We start from the raw sequence: 18,291 nt of genomic DNA, 5'->3' as shown, positions 1-18,291 counted from the left end.
TTTTCCAAATATCGCTTTGGCTCACATTAGAACTTGAATTGGTGTGCTAATTTTGTAATCTGGTTATCCAATATTGCTTAGTGGTTGTCCAAATATTGGTTTTGGTTATCCTTTTAAGGGAGGAAATATTGTGTTGTTTAAAAAGAGCAACTTAGCAATCCTAGTATCAGTTGTATTAGCTGGGGTATCTACATCAAACGTCATTGCAGATGACACTAAGCAGTCTAGTGAAAATGCAGCCACTTCGGGTGATATGACCAGCGCGGCAACGCCGCTTGATTTCACCGAGCCAGCAGTATTAGAAAAAATTACCAATAGTCATAGTCAGTTCTCTGTGCTTAAGAAAACCGCAGAGCAAAGTAAAGATGGCTTAAAGATGAATTTTGATGCGATCTCTGAAGCCGAGGCGCAATCTAAATGGCCAAACGTAAAAATCCACTCTAAGGCAGGCCCTTGGGATTGGAATACCAAAGGCGGCTTAAAAGTTGCCCTAGAAAATCCAGGCACTGAAGACGTTCGCATCGAAATGAAAGTGAGCGATAACATTGGCATTATGGGATCGGCCGACAACCAAGTTGATTTACCAATTATTTTGCCAGCGGGCAAAACTACCACCGTAGACTTTTTGTTTAACGGTACGCAAATGAATATCGACGGCTACCGCGGTGGTGCTAAGTTAAACCTAAAAAGCATTGCCGAAATCCAATTCTATTCAGTGGGGCCTATCGCTGCGCAAGAAGTGGTAATTCGTGACATTAACTTTATTGAACGTACCGGTGATTTTGTAAAGTCGGAAGCGCGTGAAGCGGAAGTTATTGCTGCACCAATTCCAACTCTTTTAGCGTTGTCTGATTTTGATGATGGCTCAAAAGGCATTGTTAGCAAAACTCATGGCACAACCATCACCTCAGTAAAGCGTGATGAGGGTAAAGGCCTTAAAATTGATTACTCCGCAGACGCGTCTTACCCCAGCGTAACTTTTAGTGCCGATAAACCTTGGAACTGGTCAGAACATGGTGACTTTACCTTAGCCCTTGATATTGAAAATATTGGTGATGCCGGCGCACAACTATTTATTCGCGTAGACGATGACGTAAATGAGAAGCAAGGGGGTAGCGCAAATGGTGTTATCCATAGTCGTACTGGTTATGTTCAGTTGCCAGCAGGCGAAGTGGGTACTTACTACTTCACTTTAGAAGAGCTAGCTAAAACGCTTGATTCTGGAATGCGAGGCGAGCCACCGAAGAAGTCTTATCAGGCGCAGGCAATCAACTTTGGTTGGGGTGAGCAGAAGCTAGATCTAAGCAATATTGTTAGCTTCCAACTCTATATGCAAGATCTGCAAAAAGACCTGAGTTTAGTCATCGACAACATTCGTTTAGTGCCTAACTTGAGCGCCGATACCAGCCGCTATGAAGGTTTGCTAGATGAATTTGGTCAGTTTACCAATGAAGACTGGGCAGAAAAAATTCACTCAGCTGAAGAGCTACAGGCGCATGCAAAAGCCGATGTTAAGCTGATCGATTCAGCCAAACCTATGGACGACCGTACGCCATATGGTGGTTGGAAGAGCGGACCTAAACTAGAAGCGACGGGTTACTTTAGAACTGAAAAAGTAGATGGAAAATGGTCTTTAGTTGACCCCAGCGGTTACCTTTATTTTGCCACGGGTTTAGACAACATTCGCATGGATGATACCTACACCACCACCGGTGTTGGCTTTACCGATTTGGTGTTGTCGGAAGATCTTAGCTTGCGTCCTAGCCAGATTTCTCAAGACAGCTATGTAGATAATCAAGATGCCCGTTCAGTGGCTTCGCAGTTACGTAACAGCATGTTTACTTGGTTACCTAGCTACCAAGATGCCTTGGCGCAAAACTATCAATATTCCACCATGATTCACACCGGCCCGCTTGAGCATGGCGAGGTTTATAGCTTTTACAGTGCTAACTTGCAGCGCAAATATGCGCCCGATTCTCGCGATGAAGCGATTGCGGTTTGGCGCGACGTAACGCTGGCTCGTATGTTGGATTGGGGTTTTACCTCGTTAGGTAACTGGGCCGATCCAAGTTTTTACGGTAATCAAAAAGTTGCGTACGTAGCGAACGGTTGGATTGTGGGCGATCACCAACGCATTAATACCGGTAACGATTACTGGGGGCCAATGCACGATCCTTACGACCCAGAATTTGTTGAGTCTGTGAAAACAATGGCTAAGCAAGTTGCCGCTGAAGTAGAGCAAGACCCTTGGTGTATTGGCACCTTTGTGGATAACGAAATGAGCTGGGGTAACACCGAGTTTGACGCTAACCACTATGCCTTAGCGATTGCCGCTTTACGTGCTGATGCTAAAGATAGCTTTGCTAAAGCTGCGTTTGTTGGTTTGTTAGAAGCGAAATATGCGCAAGATATCCAGGCGTTGAATAAGGCATGGGGAAGCGAACTTAAATCATGGGATGAACTGGCTAAAGGCTATGTGCATCAAGGTGATTTGAACGAGGCACTTAAGGCCGATTACAGCATGTTCTTGGCTGACCACTCTGATCGCTACTTTGCGATTGTACAGCAACAGATGAAGCAGGTATTACCTAACCACCTTTACCTAGGTGCGCGTTTTACCGAGTGGGGGATCACTCCTGAAGCTGCAAATAGTGCTGCCCAATATGTAGATGTAATGAGCTACAACCTCTACGGCAACGACATGTCGAAGGGCGATTGGAGCCACCTTGCCGAGTTGGATATGCCAAGCATTATTGGTGAGTTCCACTTTGGTGCTACCGACAGCGGTATGTTCCACCCTGGTCTAGTGGCTGCCGATACCCAACAAGGGCGTGCCGAGAAGTATGCCCACTATATGGATAGTGTTATTGCTAATCCTTACTTTGTTGGTGCGCATTGGTTCCAGTACCTAGATTCGCCAACTACTGGTCGAGCTTGGGACGGAGAAAACTACAACAATGGTTTTGTCACTGTAGCTGACTCGCCCTACGAAAAACTGGTAGCAGGAGCTGCAGAAGTTAACCGTAAGCTGTATCCACAGCGTTACCCAGAGCTGGTGAAGTAGGCTCTGTTTGTAGCCAAAAGACGAGCCTAGCTCGTCTTTTGTTTTATCTAAATCACTATAAAAATCATTACACTAAACGCGTAGTAAGGAAACATATGCCCACTATCATAGACGTAGCAAAAAAAGCTGGCGTGTCTGTTGCCACAGTATCGCGAATAATTAATCAAACCACTTTTGTTAGCGAAGCCAAGGTGGAAAAAGTAAATCAGGCGATAAAAGCACTAAATTTTATTCCAAATTATCATGCGCAAAATCTCACCAACAACCCCAAAATTGGTCCTGCGATGATTGTGCAGTCGATACAAGATCCGCTTACCGCAACCTTGCTAAAGGCTTTGTCGGCAGAAGCGTCCAGTAACTCAATGCCGCTACACTTGGTTTCTGGTGCGCATTCAGAAGCACAAGAAATTGAGATGTTAGAAAACTACTTAAGCCTTGGCGTGCAGTCGTTATATTTTGAAAGTGTGTACATGGAAGAAGCGAGACTGGGCGAATTTATGCGTTTACATCCCGGTTTATTAGTCGCTAAACGTTACTTACCAAGCTATGCCAAACAGTGTTTGCACCTAGACATTGTTACTAGCCTTTGGCTGGCAGTAAAGCTGTTGGTAGAGCACGGTCACAAGCATATTACAGTAATGTGTGAAGCACAGCAGTACTGCGCTATTGAGCAAGGCTTAAGCCATATCGATAGCCCATTTCAGCAAGCTAACATTGCCCTTAGTCGCTTATCCCATGATCCCAACGACTGCTTGAGTAGTGATGCCTTATCATCGCCTGCTTCGGCTTTTGTTTGTTTGTCTGCTCGTTTGAGCTGGCCGGTATGGCAACAGCTAAAAGAGCAGTTGGGCTGCACTAACCCATTTGAATTTATTGGCTCATCCAATAATGCAGCCGACAGCAAAGCCAGCTATAGCACCCTCTATTACCCGGTGCAGGCGATGGCGCAGCAAGCCTTAAGCTTCTTAAGTAGCCAACAGCAGGCTATTCCCAAAGTGTTTATGGCGCAGCTTCAAGAGCGTTACTCAGACCAAGAATTGGGTTATTTAAGCGATTTAGGAGCAACCGCTTAATGCTAGAACAGCAAGCTAGTTAGGCTAGCTTGCTGTTATTTATCGCCTAGGTTTACTCAAGTATAAAGCGTTGTACTTTAAAGAAGCCCTCGGGCGTAGTAACTCTCACTAGAATATTTTCTTCTTCTCCAGTGTATTTTATTAACGCTAGGGCCCGACCTTGATGGGTGTCTATGTGGCTTGCGTTAAAGGTTTGCACGCTGGCTGGGTGGCCATTATCTAGCCCCACTAACTCGGCAGGACCGGTTAGCTCAAAACTTAGTTGGGTGTTTTGATGGCTAACCCATTTTCCTTCACTATCTGCTAGTTGTACCACCAAGTGTTGGTAACCCGGTTGGCCCTTCTGTAAAGGAGCGCCTTCAACAGTCACCACTAAGTCACTGGCGGCTTTGGTGGTGCTAATGCGGTGGGTTGCCAACACTTTGCCATTGTTTTTAGCTAGAGCGACTAGCTCGCCAGGTTGAAACGGCAAGGCCCAGCGAAACATTCTATCGGCTTGGTCAGCAAGTTGCTTACTGCCAATTGTTCGCCCGTTGAGTTGCAGCTCTACCTCTTGGCAATTGCTGATGACCTCAATGGCGATTAATTGGTTGCTGCTAAAATTCCAATGTTGTTGTTGCTCTGGCCAAATCCACAGTTTTCTCTTCCAAGCTTGTGGGTCTCGCTCTTCAAGGCTCAAACTATCGGTTTTGTATACAAAGCGTTCTTCATCAAATACCTGATTATGAATTTGCACCATGGGCGTGGTGGTCCACAGTGATTGAAAGAGATAGTAGGGTGCTTTTTTAAAGCCAGCTGTATCGAGCAAGCCTGCGGCTAGCGCCTTAGTTGGCCACTGCTGATGCACTTCACCTAAATAATCAATACCGGTCCATAGGAATAAACCCGCAACATGTGAGCGCTCACTTACCGCCTTCCACTCGTGCCACTGGGGCAATGCTTCGTTACTAATGATAGGAAGCTGAGGATGATGCTGGTGGCCATAATCGTAAAGTACTTGTCGGTAACTAAAGCCAATTACATCTAAGGATTTAGCATAGCCATTTAAATAGCTTACCGAGGGCAATATACAGTTGGCGGTAACGGGCCTCGATACATCTTCTTCGCGCACCCATTGCGCTAATTGATGGGCTGTTTTGCCTATGTCGTAGTTATGATGAGGCAGGGTCTTGAGTTTATTGCTGATTTGTTGGGGAGAGTTTGGTGGTAAGTTCCAGAAGTAATTGCCATTCCAGTTGGCATCGAAAAAGCCGGTTGCTTCTACATTTCTTAGGTAGGTCCATTCTATTTCGTTGCCGATGCTCCACATGAATATGCATGGGTGGTTGATGTGAGCTCTTAATGCATTTTTGAGATCTTGTTTGGCGTGAGTTTGAAAATGCTCCGCATAACCTCGCGAGGCTGCATCATTATGCTGCTCATTCATGTTAAGGCGTTTATCTTTGGGGAAGTCCCATTCATCAAAAAACTCGTCTTGAACCAAAAAGCCTAAACGGTCACACAGTGATAGAAGCACCTCAGATGAGGGATTATGTGCCATTCTAATCGCATTTACGCCAGCTTCTTTTAGCCTAGTGAGTCGACGTTCCCATACCGCTTCTGGCACAGCTGCGCCCACTAAGCCACCATCGTGATGTAAACAAACACCTTTAATTTTGGTGGCTTGCCCATTTAGGAAGAAGCCCTGTTGGCTGTTAAAATGAAAATCTCTAAGGCCAAAGCGTGTAATGATGCAATCTAACTCTTTAGAGCCAGCAGTTAGCTTGGTGGTCATTTGATAGAGGGTTGGGGAATCGGGAGACCACAGTTTGGGTTGCAATATGTCACAGCTAAAGGCAAAAGCTTGTTCTTTATTGCTCAGTGTTGCTTGATGTTGATAACTGGCGACTGGGCGCCCGGTGTCTAACTCAACAATATGACTATCTATTTGAATACGTTGATTTAGCTGCTCACTAACTACTTTAAACTTGTGCAGTATTTGAGCGAAGCCTTGGTTTATTTCTATGCTATCAACAACGCTACTCCAGATGGGAATATGCACAGCGTTTACGGTTATCAGTTTTACTTCTCGGTAAATGCCTGCTCCGGGATACCAACGGCTGTCGGCTATCCGACAGCGGTCTACTTTTATCTTCAGCAGATTATCGCTCGCTTTTAAATACTGGCTTATCTCGAAGTAAAATGGTGAGTAACCATAGTGCTGTTTACCTAGTAATTGCTTGTTTAGCCAAAGGCTAGCGTTGTTGTAGATCCCGTCAAACAAGATAAACACCCGCTGGCCTTTTTTTAGCTCTTTCATATCAAAGCTTTTTTGGTACCAGCCTATACCGCCTGGCAAGTAGGCCGTTGCACCTTCCAGTTCAGATGAAAATGGCTGCTCAATGCTCCAGTCGTGGGGCAGGGTAACGCTACGCCAGTCTGCTTCAGTTGTTGTTTGGTTAGCTGTTTGTAATTGGAACTGCCAATCAGCATTAAAATCGATAGTTTGGCGTGATGCTTTAGGCGTATTGCTGGAAATAGACATGAAATCTCGACGTACAAAAAATAGGGAGTGATAGCTGCTGAGCTAAGGGGAAATAGTTAGCCCACCGGGCGGTGGGCTAACAGCTTACTTAATTTGAATTTTGATACGTTGATGCATCAAGAACTTGTTTCTTCACCCGGTAGCGACAAATAAAGTTCCAGTTCCACGAGGCGTCATACTTATGGCACAAACCCCACTCAAGGCCGGGTGACTCGATGGCTGTTTCTTGATTTGGGCGGAATATGCCCAGCGCTTCTGGCGCGCCTTTAATATAAGACATAATTTCGAAGTTAATCCCATCGGCTGCCCACTGCACGGTATTCTTCTCTGGACCGTCTGTGGTGATTAGCGAGGCTATCCCGCCATCTTTGTGCCAAACCGCAACTTCGTGGCCGCTGTTTGAAATTGGGTTGTACTCCGATTTCACATACGGGCCAAGAATGTCTTTTGCTATCGCCACGCCGTGTTTAATTTCGCGGCCGCCCATGTTCATTTCTTCACCCATGGTTTCACCTTTATAGTAAAGGTAGAACTCACCCTTGAAGAACATTAGGCAGGGATCGTGCACTTTATGGCTGTCGAAACTGCCTTTTGAATTGACCAAGAATCGATTGTCTTCTTCGGTACGCCATTCGCCATCTTTAGCTGGGCTTACAATTGGAGCTGGTGATTTGGTCCATGGGCCAAATGGGCTATCGGCCCAAGCAATGGCAATCTCTTCAAATTGTCGGTTGGTGTAAGGCGCCTGAACAGTTTGGTAAACCAAGTAGTATTTGCCGTCGTGAGCTAAAACTTCTGGGGTGAATACGGCGCGGTCGTCGTAGGCTCCTGCTTCACCTGGGGCAATAGCACAACCGTGCTCTTTCCAAGTAATGCCATCTTCAGAACTGGCATGCCAAACTTCGGTAAGATCCCAAGGAAAAACCTTATCTTGAGGATTGCCAGTAAAGCCGAGAGTTTCGCCTTCACCTTTGGTATACCAGCAGTGGTAAACACCCTCTACCTCTATTACTGCGGTGGGGTCACGACGAATCACACCCTCTTCAAAAGCAAAGTCACCTTGTAAGCTTTGCTCTTCAAACTCAACCATCCACTCAGGCCCTTTTTTATCGTAACCACGCTCTATAGCGCGTTTACTGGCCAAGCTTAGCTTGCTACCTGTCCCTGACATATCTACCTCTATTTGTCGAAAATCTAAATTGCTTAATAACTACTGGTTACAAAGGTAAACCAATTTCGATCAATGGTACATTAACTTACTATGAAGCAGCTATTGAGATGAAAGAAAAGTGACCAATGACACACTTTTGTAACTTAATTTTTAGCTTTCATAACCCACTTGTTTAATTTGACAATCTTTTTGTATGACAAGCTTTCCGGCCGCAAACCCCCATGAATAAAGGCTTTGCGAATGTTAACGCTTATTAACTCATCAACCAATTGGCGGTGGAGCCTAGCATTTTGCCAACCAATAGCCGTATTTATGTCGAAATGTTAGCGGTGTCACTTTAAATTGGTTGATCATTATGTACGATGAAGCAAGTTATTTAGATATTGGTTTACCAGTGTGCTAGGCATTGAGTAGCTATCGCAAAATTAATGGAGTAATCATGAAAACCGATTCTAACCGAGTCGCCATGGGCAAAGTTTGCCTTATGTACTTTTTTTACAACTTCTTCTGGTCGTTAAGCTCAGGTTCTTTATTTGCTGTATGGCTAAACGACAAAGTTGGCATTGATGGCTCTCAGATTGGCGTATTGTTTGGCTTGCAAACCGGTATTGCGGTTTTGTTTAAACCTGCTTTTGGCTATATCCTTGATAAGCTTGGTCTTAAAAAGCACCTTATATACTTCATCTCTTTCTTAAGCTTGTTAATTGGTCCTTTCTACATTTATGTTTACGGCCCACTACTGGGTAACGATTCAACATTTGTATTGGGTATTGTGGCTGGTTCTGTGTACTTGGGCATGTTGTTCCAAGCGGGTAGTGGTGTTATCGCTTCTTATAGTGACCGTTTTGCGCGTTGCCATGATAACGATTTCGGACTGGTTAACGGCTTTGGTATCGCCGCTTGGGGAGTATCGGCAGTATTGGCTGGTTACCTGTATAACATCAACCCAGACTTCATTTTCTACGCCTGTAGTATTGCTGCTTTCTTAATGCTGTTGTGTGCTTGGTTGCTTAAAGTAAGCCACTTAGAAAATGTTGATAACGAAGTTATCTCGCAGGATAAAATTCAAAAAGAAGATGTTATTCGCCTATTGAAGAACCCTAAAATGTGGGCCTTCATGACCTACGCGGGCACTATATCGGTGGTGTTCTGGACTTCAATGAGCCAGTTTACTCGCTATTTTATTAGTTTCTTTCCTACCCAAGAAGAAGGTATTTCTTTTAGCTCTAACATGGACGGGCTTACCGCTATCTTCCTGTTCTTTGTGAGTGCTGGTGTGCCTTTCATTATTCGTAAAATTGGTGCTAAAGGCAGTCTTATTCTTACCGCTGTTGGTATTACCTCTTTCTTGCTAATGATTGGTTTTGCAGGCTTAGGTGAGAAAAATCTTTACTTAGCCATTGTTGCTAAATTGCTGTTCGGCATCGTTAATCCGCTGTTGATTGTGTCGGTATTTGCTTACACCGCCGAGCAGTTTGATAAGAAAGTAAACTCCTTCACTTACATGTTTGGATTCCAAGTGGTTAATAACCTGATGACGGCCATTGCTGCGCCAGTGATGGGTGTGATGTACGACCAACATGGATTCCCACATAGCTATATCTATTTTGGTGTGTTCGCTGCTGTTGCCACGGTATTGGCGATGTTCACACTAAGTTCCAAGAAGACGCTGACTACAACAGATCAACAAGAAACCGTAGCAGCTTAAACAATCGAAACACTATTTTTAAATAAGGATGTTAGGTAAACGTATGAAAACACGTATTTTTGCACTATCCGCTTTAGCGCTATCTTGCAGCATGGCTCATGCTCAAGAAGCTGCTTTAGACTACTTAGGAGCACAAGTGGTTGAAGGCGCTCGCTTCTGGGGCTACGGCCGCGGCGGTACAGGTACTTCTACTGACAAAGTAATGGGCTTACGCTCAGATTTAGCCAACAACGGCTTTAACATTATCGAAACCGCTGGTAACCCACATGCTCAAACCGGTCGTTTGGGTAACGAAGGTAACTTTGCAGAATTCCATATCGATTACGGTTTAGTTCTTAACGACATGAACTGGGTAATCAAAACCAACATTGCTACCAATATGAAAGAATTCAATTTGGATGAGTGGTGGGTAGCAGGCCAAGGCGTATTCAAATCTAATCCTGGTGCGGTAATTTGGGTTGGTAAGCGTTACTACCAACGTTACAAAGCTGAAATTCTCGATTACCACATGCTGCAAAATGATGGCGTAGGTGCAGGTATCGACGACTGGGATTTCGGTTTTGCTAAGTTTAACTTGGGTCTAACTAAAGAAGCTAATGGCGATGTATTCGGTGGTGACTTTTGTTCTAGTGACCCAAGTTATACCTGTGATACGAGTGGCCGTTCGGGATACCGAGGTACTTATCATTCTGTGAATACGCGTTTGCATGGTATGAAAGTGACCGACAATATCGCAGCTAGCGTATTCTTTAACTATGGATTCTACGCCGGCTCAGACACAACTTTAAGTGACGGCGGTGCAACGGCTAAAGATCAGCAACCTAACAGTTACCAAACCGGCTTCCAGATTAAGCAAGGCCAATGGGCAGACTTTAACGAATTTGTAGTGCGCTACAGCAGCGACATCGGTAAGTCAATGACCCAAAGCTGGTTGGATACTCCTTCTACTCAGATTGGTGCGTTCTTCCAAGGTATGCAAGAGCTAGGCGACTCGTTCCGAATTCAATACGCTTTAGTATATGAAGGACAGAAGTTTGACGAAGAAGCACTAAACCGTAATACCGTTTCTATTGATAAGTCAGATTGGGGCAACATTACTATTCGTCCTACTTATATCTGGGATGACCGTTTCTCAACTGATTTAGAAGTGAGCTACGACCAAATCAAGCTAAATGCTCGTGAGGGTTACGGTGAGAGCGGTACTAACTCTTCTTACAAAGTTACTCTGTCGCAAAATGTGCATATTGGCGGCACCTTCTGGGATCGCCCAGTACTACGTTTCTTCGTGACTTACGGTCAATCTGATACTCAAACCACGGTATACAACAACCGCCATGGTGAAGGTGTAGAGAACCCAAGTTATGAATGGCGTCACAACCCTTACGTAACAGAGAAGGGTAAAAACTCTGCTACTACAGTTGGCGCACAATTCGAAACGTGGTGGTAGGCCGCCCATAGTTATACCCACTTAGCACTAGAGCCCGTAAGCCACGGCTTACGGGCCTCCCACTCGTAATGGTAGAAGTTATGAAATTTACAAAAAATAAAATTGCTGCGCTGTTATCGCTCACTTTGTTGGGTGTGTACGGATGTGGCTCAACTCCTAGCTCGAGCGACGCCGAAGGCGCTGTTGAAGATGTAGGCGGAACGATTCCAGATTTTGAATCTGCCGCTTTTTTCAAAAAAGTTAAAAAAGACCATGCTAAAGCCGAAGTGGTTAGCGACCAAGGTGTTACTAGCGGAAGTAGTGCGCTAAAAGTAAACTTTGATTCGGTATCCGAGGCCAACAAATTTAAGTACTGGCCAAATGTTAAAGTACACCCAGATTCTGGCTTTTGGAACTGGAATGCGAAAGGCAGCTTAAGCTTAGACATTACCAACCCAACTGATAGCCCAGCAAACATCATTCTAAAATTGGCTGACAACGTGGGCGTAATGGGCTCTGGTGACAACCAATTAAACTACGCGGTTAATGTACCCGCTGGCGAAACAGTGCCAGTTGAGATGTTATTTAACGGCACCAAACGTAAGTTAGATGGCTACTGGGGTGGCGAGAAAATCAACTTACGTAACATTGTAGAGTTCCAAATCTTTGTGCAAGGTCCAATGGATGCACAAACAGTCATTATCGATAACTTTAACTTAGTGGATGCTACCGGTGACTTTATTGAAGCCTCTGGCCAAGAAGTTAAAGTAAGTGGGCCAATTCCAACGGTTGCTTCAATTACTAGCTTTGACGAAGGCCAACCTACCTTTGTTGCTTTTGACCGCAGTGCAGCGGCAACGGTAACCGAGCTAAAAACCGACATGGGCGGTTTGCTAGCTGTTAAATTAGCAGCGACTAACGCCTACCCTAATATCACTTTTAAAGCGCCACAACCATGGGATTGGAGCGAGTACGGTGATTTTAGTTTAGCGTTTGATTTAGAAAGTAAAACAGACGAACCTTTGCAGTTGTTTGTTCGCGTTGATGACGCAGAGAATGAAAACTGGGGCGGCACTGCAAACGGCGTAGTCGACAGTATGTCTAGCTACGTAACGCTAGCTCCTGGTGACGACGGTACCTTCTACTTGCCACTAGGCCAAACCGGTAGCCAAATCGTTTCTGGTATGCGTGCCGAGCCACCTAAAAAGTCCTACAACGCGCAAGCGATTAGTTATGGCTGGGGTGAAAAGAGCTTAGATACGTCAAACATTGTATCTTTCCAGCTATACCTGCAAAACCCAACTAAAGATGCAGAATTCAATATTAAGAGCGTTCGACTTATTCCAAATATTGATGCAGATGCAACCCGTTATGAAGGTTTGATTGACCAATATGGTCAGTTTACTGGTTCTGAATGGCCGAAGAAAATTAGCGAAGACGAAGAGCTAGAAACCATGGGCAAGCTGGCAAAAATGTCGCTTAAATCAACCAGCCAAATGCCAGGTCGAAGCATTTATGGTGGCTGGGCCGATGGTCCTAAGCTGAAAGGCACAGGTTTCTTCCGTACTGAAAAAGTAGACGGTAAGTGGTCGTTAGTAGACCCACAAGGCAACTTGTTCTTCGCAACCGGTGTTGACAACATTCGTATGGACGACACAGTAACCATTACTGGCCACGACTTTGCCGACAAAGACAAACGTAGCGGTAAAGAAGTGGCTTCTGAAGTTCGCCGTTCAATGTTTACTTGGTTACCAGAAGATGATGATGTATTAGCTGAGAACTATGACTACGCAAATTGGGTGCATTCAGGGGCACTTAAGAAAGGCGAAGTATTTAGTTTCTATGGTGCTAACTTGCAACGTAAATATGGCGGTACTTTCTCAGAAGCTGAAAAAGTGTGGAAAGACATCACCATAGATCGCATGGTTGATTGGGGCTTCACAACCCTAGGTAACTGGGCTGACCCAATGTTCTACGACAACAAAAAAGTTGCTTACGTAGCAAACGGTTGGATTTTTGGCGACCACGCACGCATTAGCACTGGTAACGACTACTGGGGTCCTATTCACGATCCGTTTGACCCAGAGTTTGTAAACAGCGTTAAAGCGATGACTAAAAAGCTAATGACAGAAGTAGACAAAAATGATCCATGGATGATGGGTGTGTTTGTCGACAACGAGATTAGCTGGGGTAATACCAAAAACGACGCAAACCACTACGGTTTGGTGGTTAATGCGCTTAGCTACGACATGAAAAAGAGCCCGGCTAAAGCAGCCTTTACCGAGCACTTAAAAGAGAAGTACTGGGCCATTGAAGATCTAAACACTAGCTGGGGCGTGAAAGTTGCGTCGTGGGCAGAGTTTGAGAAGTCATTTGATCACCGCTCTCGTTTAAGCAAGAACATGAAGAAAGATTATGCCGAAATGCTAGAAATGCTTTCTGCTAAATACTTCTCAACGGTTCGCGCTGAGCTTAAGAAAGTACTGCCTAATCACCTATATCTAGGCGCACGCTTTGCAGACTGGGGTGTTACGCCAGAGATTGCCAAAGGTGCTGCACCTTACGTAGACGTGATGAGCTACAACTTGTACGCCGAAGACCTTAACTCAAAGGGTGATTGGAGCAAGTTAGCAGAGCTAGATAAGCCAAGCATTATTGGTGAGTTCCACTTCGGTTCAACTGACTCAGGCTTATTCCACGGCGGTATCGTGTCGGCAGCTAGCCAGCAAGATCGCGCTAAGAAATACACCAACTACATGAACAGTATTGCCGACAACCCTTACTTCGTAGGTGCTCACTGGTTCCAATACATTGACTCTCCAACAACGGGTCGTGCTTGGGATGGTGAAAACTACAACGTAGGTTTTGTTTCAATCACTGATACACCATACGTTCCACTGGTTGAAGCCGCTAAGAAATTCAACCAAGACGTTTACATGCTTCGTTACAAAAAATAATCGCAACAACGATTTAGCACTCCTCAGTTAGCGAGGAGTGCAATCTGCTAGGTACAAGGAATAGGCAGGAAATATGAAGATTAAATTACTAACCGCGGCTGTGGCTGCCGGTTTAGCGCTACCACTTAGTGCAGCAACCCTAATAACATCGTTTGAATATGATGATTACTCGGCATTGGAGAATAATCCCGAGTTTTTGCAAGTAACAAATCAAGGTGGTACCACCTACACTTTGTCTGCTGAACACGCGACCGACGGTGTTCAGTCAATTAGTGCATTGTATACGGCGTCTAATGAGCCAGTATTAGTGTGGAACTGGGGAAATTGGGATTGGTCGGCAGAATCTCTTATGTCGGTAGATGTGACTAACCCTTCGGACCAAGATGTTAATTTTTCTATCAAGTTAATCGACCAAGATTCAGTGGATAACTGGGAAGATGAAACTCAAACCAGCATTGATTACTTCACCGTTCCTGCAAATACGACACAAACTTTTAACTTTAATCTAGATGGTGGCGGTGAGTATCAAACCCACGGTGAAGCCTTCGATAAAAGCAAAGTATTGTCTGTACAGTTTGCTACAGCTAGTGATGAATCAGCTCAGCTATTTTTTGACAATATTACCGTTGGCGAGCGTGTTGTTACTCCACCTCCTTCGGGAGACGCCACTAATGTACCAACCGCACCAGTAAAAACGCTGCAACAGGTTGAGTCGTTTGACGTTGTTCCTGCTTACATGGAAAAAGACTCAGATGTAGTCACAACGCTAACAGAAACTAGTGTTACAGAAGGTTCTACAGCTCTTAACGTAGTTTTTGGTGGAGCTTATACTTCAATTCGTTTTCTTCCAAACCCTGGTTGGGATTGGTCTAACTTAGGTGCAGAAATTGCGCTAGCCATTGATGTGACGAATCCTAGTGCAGAAGGTCAGTGGGTACATACTCGGATTAATTCTAATTTTGGTGAGCAAAACGTAAACCGAGGTGCTTGGATTGGCCCAGGTGAAACGAAAACTATTTTTACTAGTTTGAATGACAATGCTCCATTGAATACTCAAGATTTAAGAGTTAGCACTTTAGGCCTTCGCGACATTCCGGCTACAGCTAGTACTAACGTTTGGGACAACGACTGGGTAGAGTTGGACAAAAGAGCAATAACAGCCGTTCGTTATTTCAGCGACAAAAATAATGTTAATTTTGTTTTCGATAATATGCGTGTTATCAACGATTTAAGTCACGTTTCGGCTTATTCGGAAATCGCCGACTCAATGGGCCAAAACAATCATGTTAACTTTGCTGGGAAAATATCGAGTAAAGAGAAGCTTAGTGCTTTAAGTGATCCAGAAATGGGCGTACTGGGTGAGCTTACCAATCGAAATGCGTTCGGTGGTAACCCTGCTTCTTCCCCAACAACTGATTGTGTATTAGCAGATCCAGCATCATTTAACGCTTGTAAAGATACAGACGGTAATTGGCAATTGGTTGATCCAGAAGGCAATGCCTTCTTTTCTACAGGCTTAGATAACATTCGTTTAGCTGATACTTACACCATGACTGGTGTATCTAGTGTTGAAGAGTCTGAAGTTCGTAAAGCAATGTTCACAGAAATTCCTACTGAGTACGTTAAGCAACAAGATGTTGTTCATAGTGGCCCAGTGGCGAGCGGAGAAGCCGTTAGCTTTTACGGAAGTAACTTGACTGCGCGTCATGGTAATGAAGACGCTTGGCGAGACATTACTGTTAAGCGTATGAAAGACTGGGGCTTTAATACCTTAGGTAACTGGACCGATCCTGCATTTTACAATAACGGCAGTGTACCTTATGTAGCAAATGGTTGGGTTAATAGCGGTGCCAATCGTCTTCCAGTTAAACAAATTGGTAACGGTTACTGGGGGCCACTCCCTGATCCTTGGGATACAAACTTTGCCACCAATGCCGCAACTATGGTTGGAGAGATAAAAGCTCAAGTTGCTGGTAACGAAGGTTACTTACTGGGCATCTTTGTGGATAACGAAATGAGCTGGGGAGCGGTCGACGAGAACGTTGATGGTTCTCGTTATGCGCAAACGCTAGCGGTGTTCAATACCGACGGTACTGACGCAACAACTAGCCCCGCCAAAAATAGCTTTATTTGGTTCCTAGAAAACCAGCGTTATACCGGTGGCATTGCTGACCTAAACGCAGCCTGGGGAACCGATTATGCGTCTTGGGATGCGATGCGCCCAGCAGAAGAGTTAGCTTATGTGGCAGGTATGGAAGCTGATATGCAGTTCCTTGCTTGGCAATTTGCTTTCCAATACTTCACCGTCGTAAACACGGCATTAAAAGCTGAGTTACCAAACCACTTGTACTTGGGCTCTCGCTTTGCAGATTGGGGACGTACTCCTGATGTAGTAAGTGCTGCTGCGGCTGTTGTTGATGTATTGAGTTATAACGTTTACAAGGAAAGCATTGAAGCTGCTGATTGGGATGCAGATGCCTTAAGTCAAATCGAAGCCATTGATAAGCCGGTAATTATTGGCGAGTTCCATTTTGGTGCGCTTGATAGTGGTTTGTACGGTAAAGGTATCGTAGGTGCAGATTCACAAGAAAACCGCGCTGAGAAAATGGTTAAGTTCTTTGAGTCAGTAAATGCCCATAAAAACTTTGTAGGCGCACATTGGTTCCAATACATTGATTCGCCAATTACTGGTCGTACTTGGGATGGTGAAAACTACAATGTTGGTTTTGTGTCAGTTACCGATACACCATATACCCCATTAACTGACGCTGCACGTGAATTTAACTGTGGTATGTATGGTGATGATTGCTCAAGCCTTAGTAACAATACAGAAACAGCAGGCAGAGCAGATCCGCTGTATACAGGTGCGAACATAGGCGTAGTTCACTCAGGTGAAGATGTCGTTGAACCGCCAACACCACCAACGGGTGGCGTAACTGGCGGTGGCGGTAGCGCAGGTTGGTTATCGCTACTAGGTTTGGCCGGCGTATTTTTACTAAGACGTCGTAAAGTGTAAGGACTGTGCCGCCTCGTAAATTAAGTTGTATTGCGAGGCGGCCTTTTTATTTTCAGGAAGAAATATGAAGTATCTATATATTGTTCGCGGGCCATTTGGCAGCGGTAAAACCGAGTTTGCAAAAACCATCACCAATGACGTGGTGTCCTGCTGGGATTACTACGCTCAATATGGCCAAAACAAGTGGAATGAAGAACTTAAGCCGCATGCCGATGAGTATTGTCGTGCCTCTGTTGCTGAGTTAATGGAAAAAGGCGTTAACAGCATCGCCGTGACTAACTCCTTCTCTAAATCTAGTGACTTAGATTTTTACCTTGAAGCTGCCAACCTGCATGAATACAAAGTATTCACCCTGGTGATGGAAAATCAAAATAGTGAAGAATACAAGCGAGATGCCCCAGAAGATGTGGTACTCAAGCAGATTATCAACTTAAAAAATAGCGTGGTATTCCACCAAGGTTTTTAACAGCAATTGATAGCGTTTTGGTAAGAGAAAAAGTATGAAAAAAATAACCATTGCCAGCTTCTTTTTGTTTTGCGGTTTAACCTTATCTAATAGCGTTCTAGCACAGGTAACAACGCCCATGGTTTTGGGCGAACGCGACCGCTTAGTCGTTGATTTGATTAAATTAGCATTTGAAAAAAGTAACTATTCGCAAAAAATTCAACCCATCGATACCTATTACAGTGAGGCTCGATTAGTTGAAGAAGTAAAACAAGATCAGGTGAGTGTGATTTGGGCTGGTGCGTCAAACTCGATGCAGCAACAGCTTAAAGCCATCAAGATCCCTATTTTTAAAGGATTATTGGGCCACCGCGTTTTTGTTATTGAAAAAAGCAATCAAGCAGCCTTTGAAGGTGTGTCTAGTTTAGCCACGCTAAAGCGCTTAAAAGCAGGCTTAGGCCGTTTTTGGGGCGATACCGAAATCCTAGAAAATGCCGGACTAGAAGTAGTTAAACCGGTTAAAGCGCAAAGCTTATTCTACATGGTAGATGGCGGGCGTTTTGACTACCTACCTTTAGCTGTGCACGAAGCCTGGGAAGTGGTAGAAACCCAAAAGGAAGTAAACCTCGCCGTAGAAGATGACATTCTGTTGGTCTACCCAATGGCCATGTATCTCTACGTTAATCCTAAGAATCGCGCCTTATATGATGCGATTAACGATGGCTTAGAAACCGCCATTGCTGATGGCAGCTATAACCAGCTGTTTTATCAATCTCCCCTTATCTCAAAAACCTTTGAAACAGCGCGCCTTACCGAGCGCCGAATAATAAAAATAGATAATCCTTTACTGCCCGCAGACGCACCTTTGCACCGCGAAGAGTTGTGGTTGGACATTCAAGAAAGATAG

10 protein-coding genes are annotated in these 18,291 nt (G+C 44.7%); 8 read left to right on the top strand and 2 right to left on the bottom strand.

Features of this window, described 5'->3' with window-relative positions; all coding sequences use genetic code 11:
• Positions 1-130 precede the first annotated feature (130 nt).
• Together OAG1_RS17530 and OAG1_RS17525 are read left to right on the top strand one after the other, a co-directional pair.
• Positions 131-3,064: a beta-galactosidase gene (locus OAG1_RS17530; RefSeq protein WP_338622201.1), complete on the top strand. Its 2,934-nt coding sequence runs from the start codon at positions 131-133 to the stop codon at positions 3,062-3,064.
• A gap of 95 nt (positions 3,065-3,159) precedes the next feature.
• Positions 3,160-4,137 carry a LacI family DNA-binding transcriptional regulator gene (locus OAG1_RS17525; protein WP_338622200.1) on the top strand — a complete coding sequence of 326 codons (978 nt, stop codon included), beginning with the start codon at positions 3,160-3,162 and terminating at the stop codon, positions 4,135-4,137.
• Between the two features lie 52 nt (positions 4,138-4,189).
• On the opposite strand, the gene OAG1_RS17520 is transcribed toward OAG1_RS17525, so the two are convergent.
• Entirely contained in the window at positions 4,190-6,661 is a 2,472-nt protein-coding gene (locus tag OAG1_RS17520; protein WP_338622199.1) for a sugar-binding domain-containing protein, read from the bottom strand.
• An 88-nt stretch (positions 6,662-6,749) separates the two neighbouring features.
• Positions 6,750-7,832, bottom strand: coding sequence for a family 43 glycosylhydrolase (locus tag OAG1_RS17515; RefSeq protein ID WP_016403215.1), 1,083 nt, complete (start codon positions 7,830-7,832; stop codon positions 6,750-6,752).
• A 439-nt stretch (positions 7,833-8,271) separates the two neighbouring features.
• Between OAG1_RS17515 and OAG1_RS17510 the strand changes: the two genes are divergently transcribed.
• The 6 genes from OAG1_RS17510 (at position 8,272) to OAG1_RS17485 (ending at position 18,291) form a co-directional block, all read left to right on the top strand.
• On the top strand, positions 8,272-9,540 hold the full coding sequence (locus OAG1_RS17510) for an oligosaccharide MFS transporter (RefSeq protein WP_016403213.1): 1,269 nt from the start codon (positions 8,272-8,274) through the stop codon (positions 9,538-9,540).
• A gap of 43 nt (positions 9,541-9,583) precedes the next feature.
• Complete coding sequence (locus OAG1_RS17505; RefSeq protein ID WP_338622198.1) at positions 9,584-10,987, top strand: carbohydrate porin; 1,404 nt, start codon at positions 9,584-9,586, stop codon at positions 10,985-10,987.
• An 80-nt stretch (positions 10,988-11,067) separates the two neighbouring features.
• The gene (locus OAG1_RS17500) at positions 11,068-13,923 is read left to right on the top strand and encodes a beta-galactosidase (RefSeq protein WP_152780377.1); all 2,856 of its coding nucleotides are present in this window, start codon (positions 11,068-11,070) and stop codon (positions 13,921-13,923) included.
• Between the two features lie 73 nt (positions 13,924-13,996).
• Positions 13,997-16,939, top strand: a complete 2,943-nt coding sequence (locus OAG1_RS17495; RefSeq protein WP_338622197.1) for a beta-agarase — start codon at positions 13,997-13,999, stop codon at positions 16,937-16,939.
• Between the two features lie 64 nt (positions 16,940-17,003).
• The gene (locus OAG1_RS17490; protein WP_016403209.1) at positions 17,004-17,405 is read left to right on the top strand and encodes a hypothetical protein; all 402 of its coding nucleotides are present in this window, start codon (positions 17,004-17,006) and stop codon (positions 17,403-17,405) included.
• A 34-nt stretch (positions 17,406-17,439) separates the two neighbouring features.
• Positions 17,440-18,291, top strand: coding sequence for a transporter substrate-binding domain-containing protein (locus OAG1_RS17485; protein ID WP_016403208.1), 852 nt, complete (start codon positions 17,440-17,442; stop codon positions 18,289-18,291).

It is taken from the genome of Agarivorans sp. OAG1 (assembly GCF_037076485.1).
Lineage (GTDB): Bacteria > Pseudomonadota > Gammaproteobacteria > Enterobacterales > Celerinatantimonadaceae > Agarivorans > Agarivorans albus.
The sequence above is the reverse complement of the archived record's forward strand: the minus strand, read 5'-3'. Positions and strand labels throughout refer to the sequence as shown.

Excerpts from the sequence above, each read along its gene's own strand:
- OAG1_RS17525 (WP_338622200.1), top strand. The coding sequence starts at position 3,160 with ATGCCCACTATCATAGACGTAGCAAAAAAAGCTGGCGTGTCTGTTGCC.
- OAG1_RS17520 (WP_338622199.1), bottom strand. The coding sequence starts at position 6,661 with ATGTCTATTTCCAGCAATACGCCTAAAGCATCACGCCAAACTATCGAT.
- OAG1_RS17515 (WP_016403215.1), bottom strand. The coding sequence starts at position 7,832 with ATGTCAGGGACAGGTAGCAAGCTAAGCTTGGCCAGTAAACGCGCTATA.
- OAG1_RS17510 (WP_016403213.1), top strand. The coding sequence starts at position 8,272 with ATGAAAACCGATTCTAACCGAGTCGCCATGGGCAAAGTTTGCCTTATG.
- OAG1_RS17505 (WP_338622198.1), top strand. The coding sequence starts at position 9,584 with ATGAAAACACGTATTTTTGCACTATCCGCTTTAGCGCTATCTTGCAGC.
- OAG1_RS17500 (WP_152780377.1), top strand. The coding sequence starts at position 11,068 with ATGAAATTTACAAAAAATAAAATTGCTGCGCTGTTATCGCTCACTTTG.
- OAG1_RS17495 (WP_338622197.1), top strand. The coding sequence starts at position 13,997 with ATGAAGATTAAATTACTAACCGCGGCTGTGGCTGCCGGTTTAGCGCTA.
- OAG1_RS17490 (WP_016403209.1), top strand. The coding sequence starts at position 17,004 with ATGAAGTATCTATATATTGTTCGCGGGCCATTTGGCAGCGGTAAAACC.
- OAG1_RS17485 (WP_016403208.1), top strand. The coding sequence starts at position 17,440 with ATGAAAAAAATAACCATTGCCAGCTTCTTTTTGTTTTGCGGTTTAACC.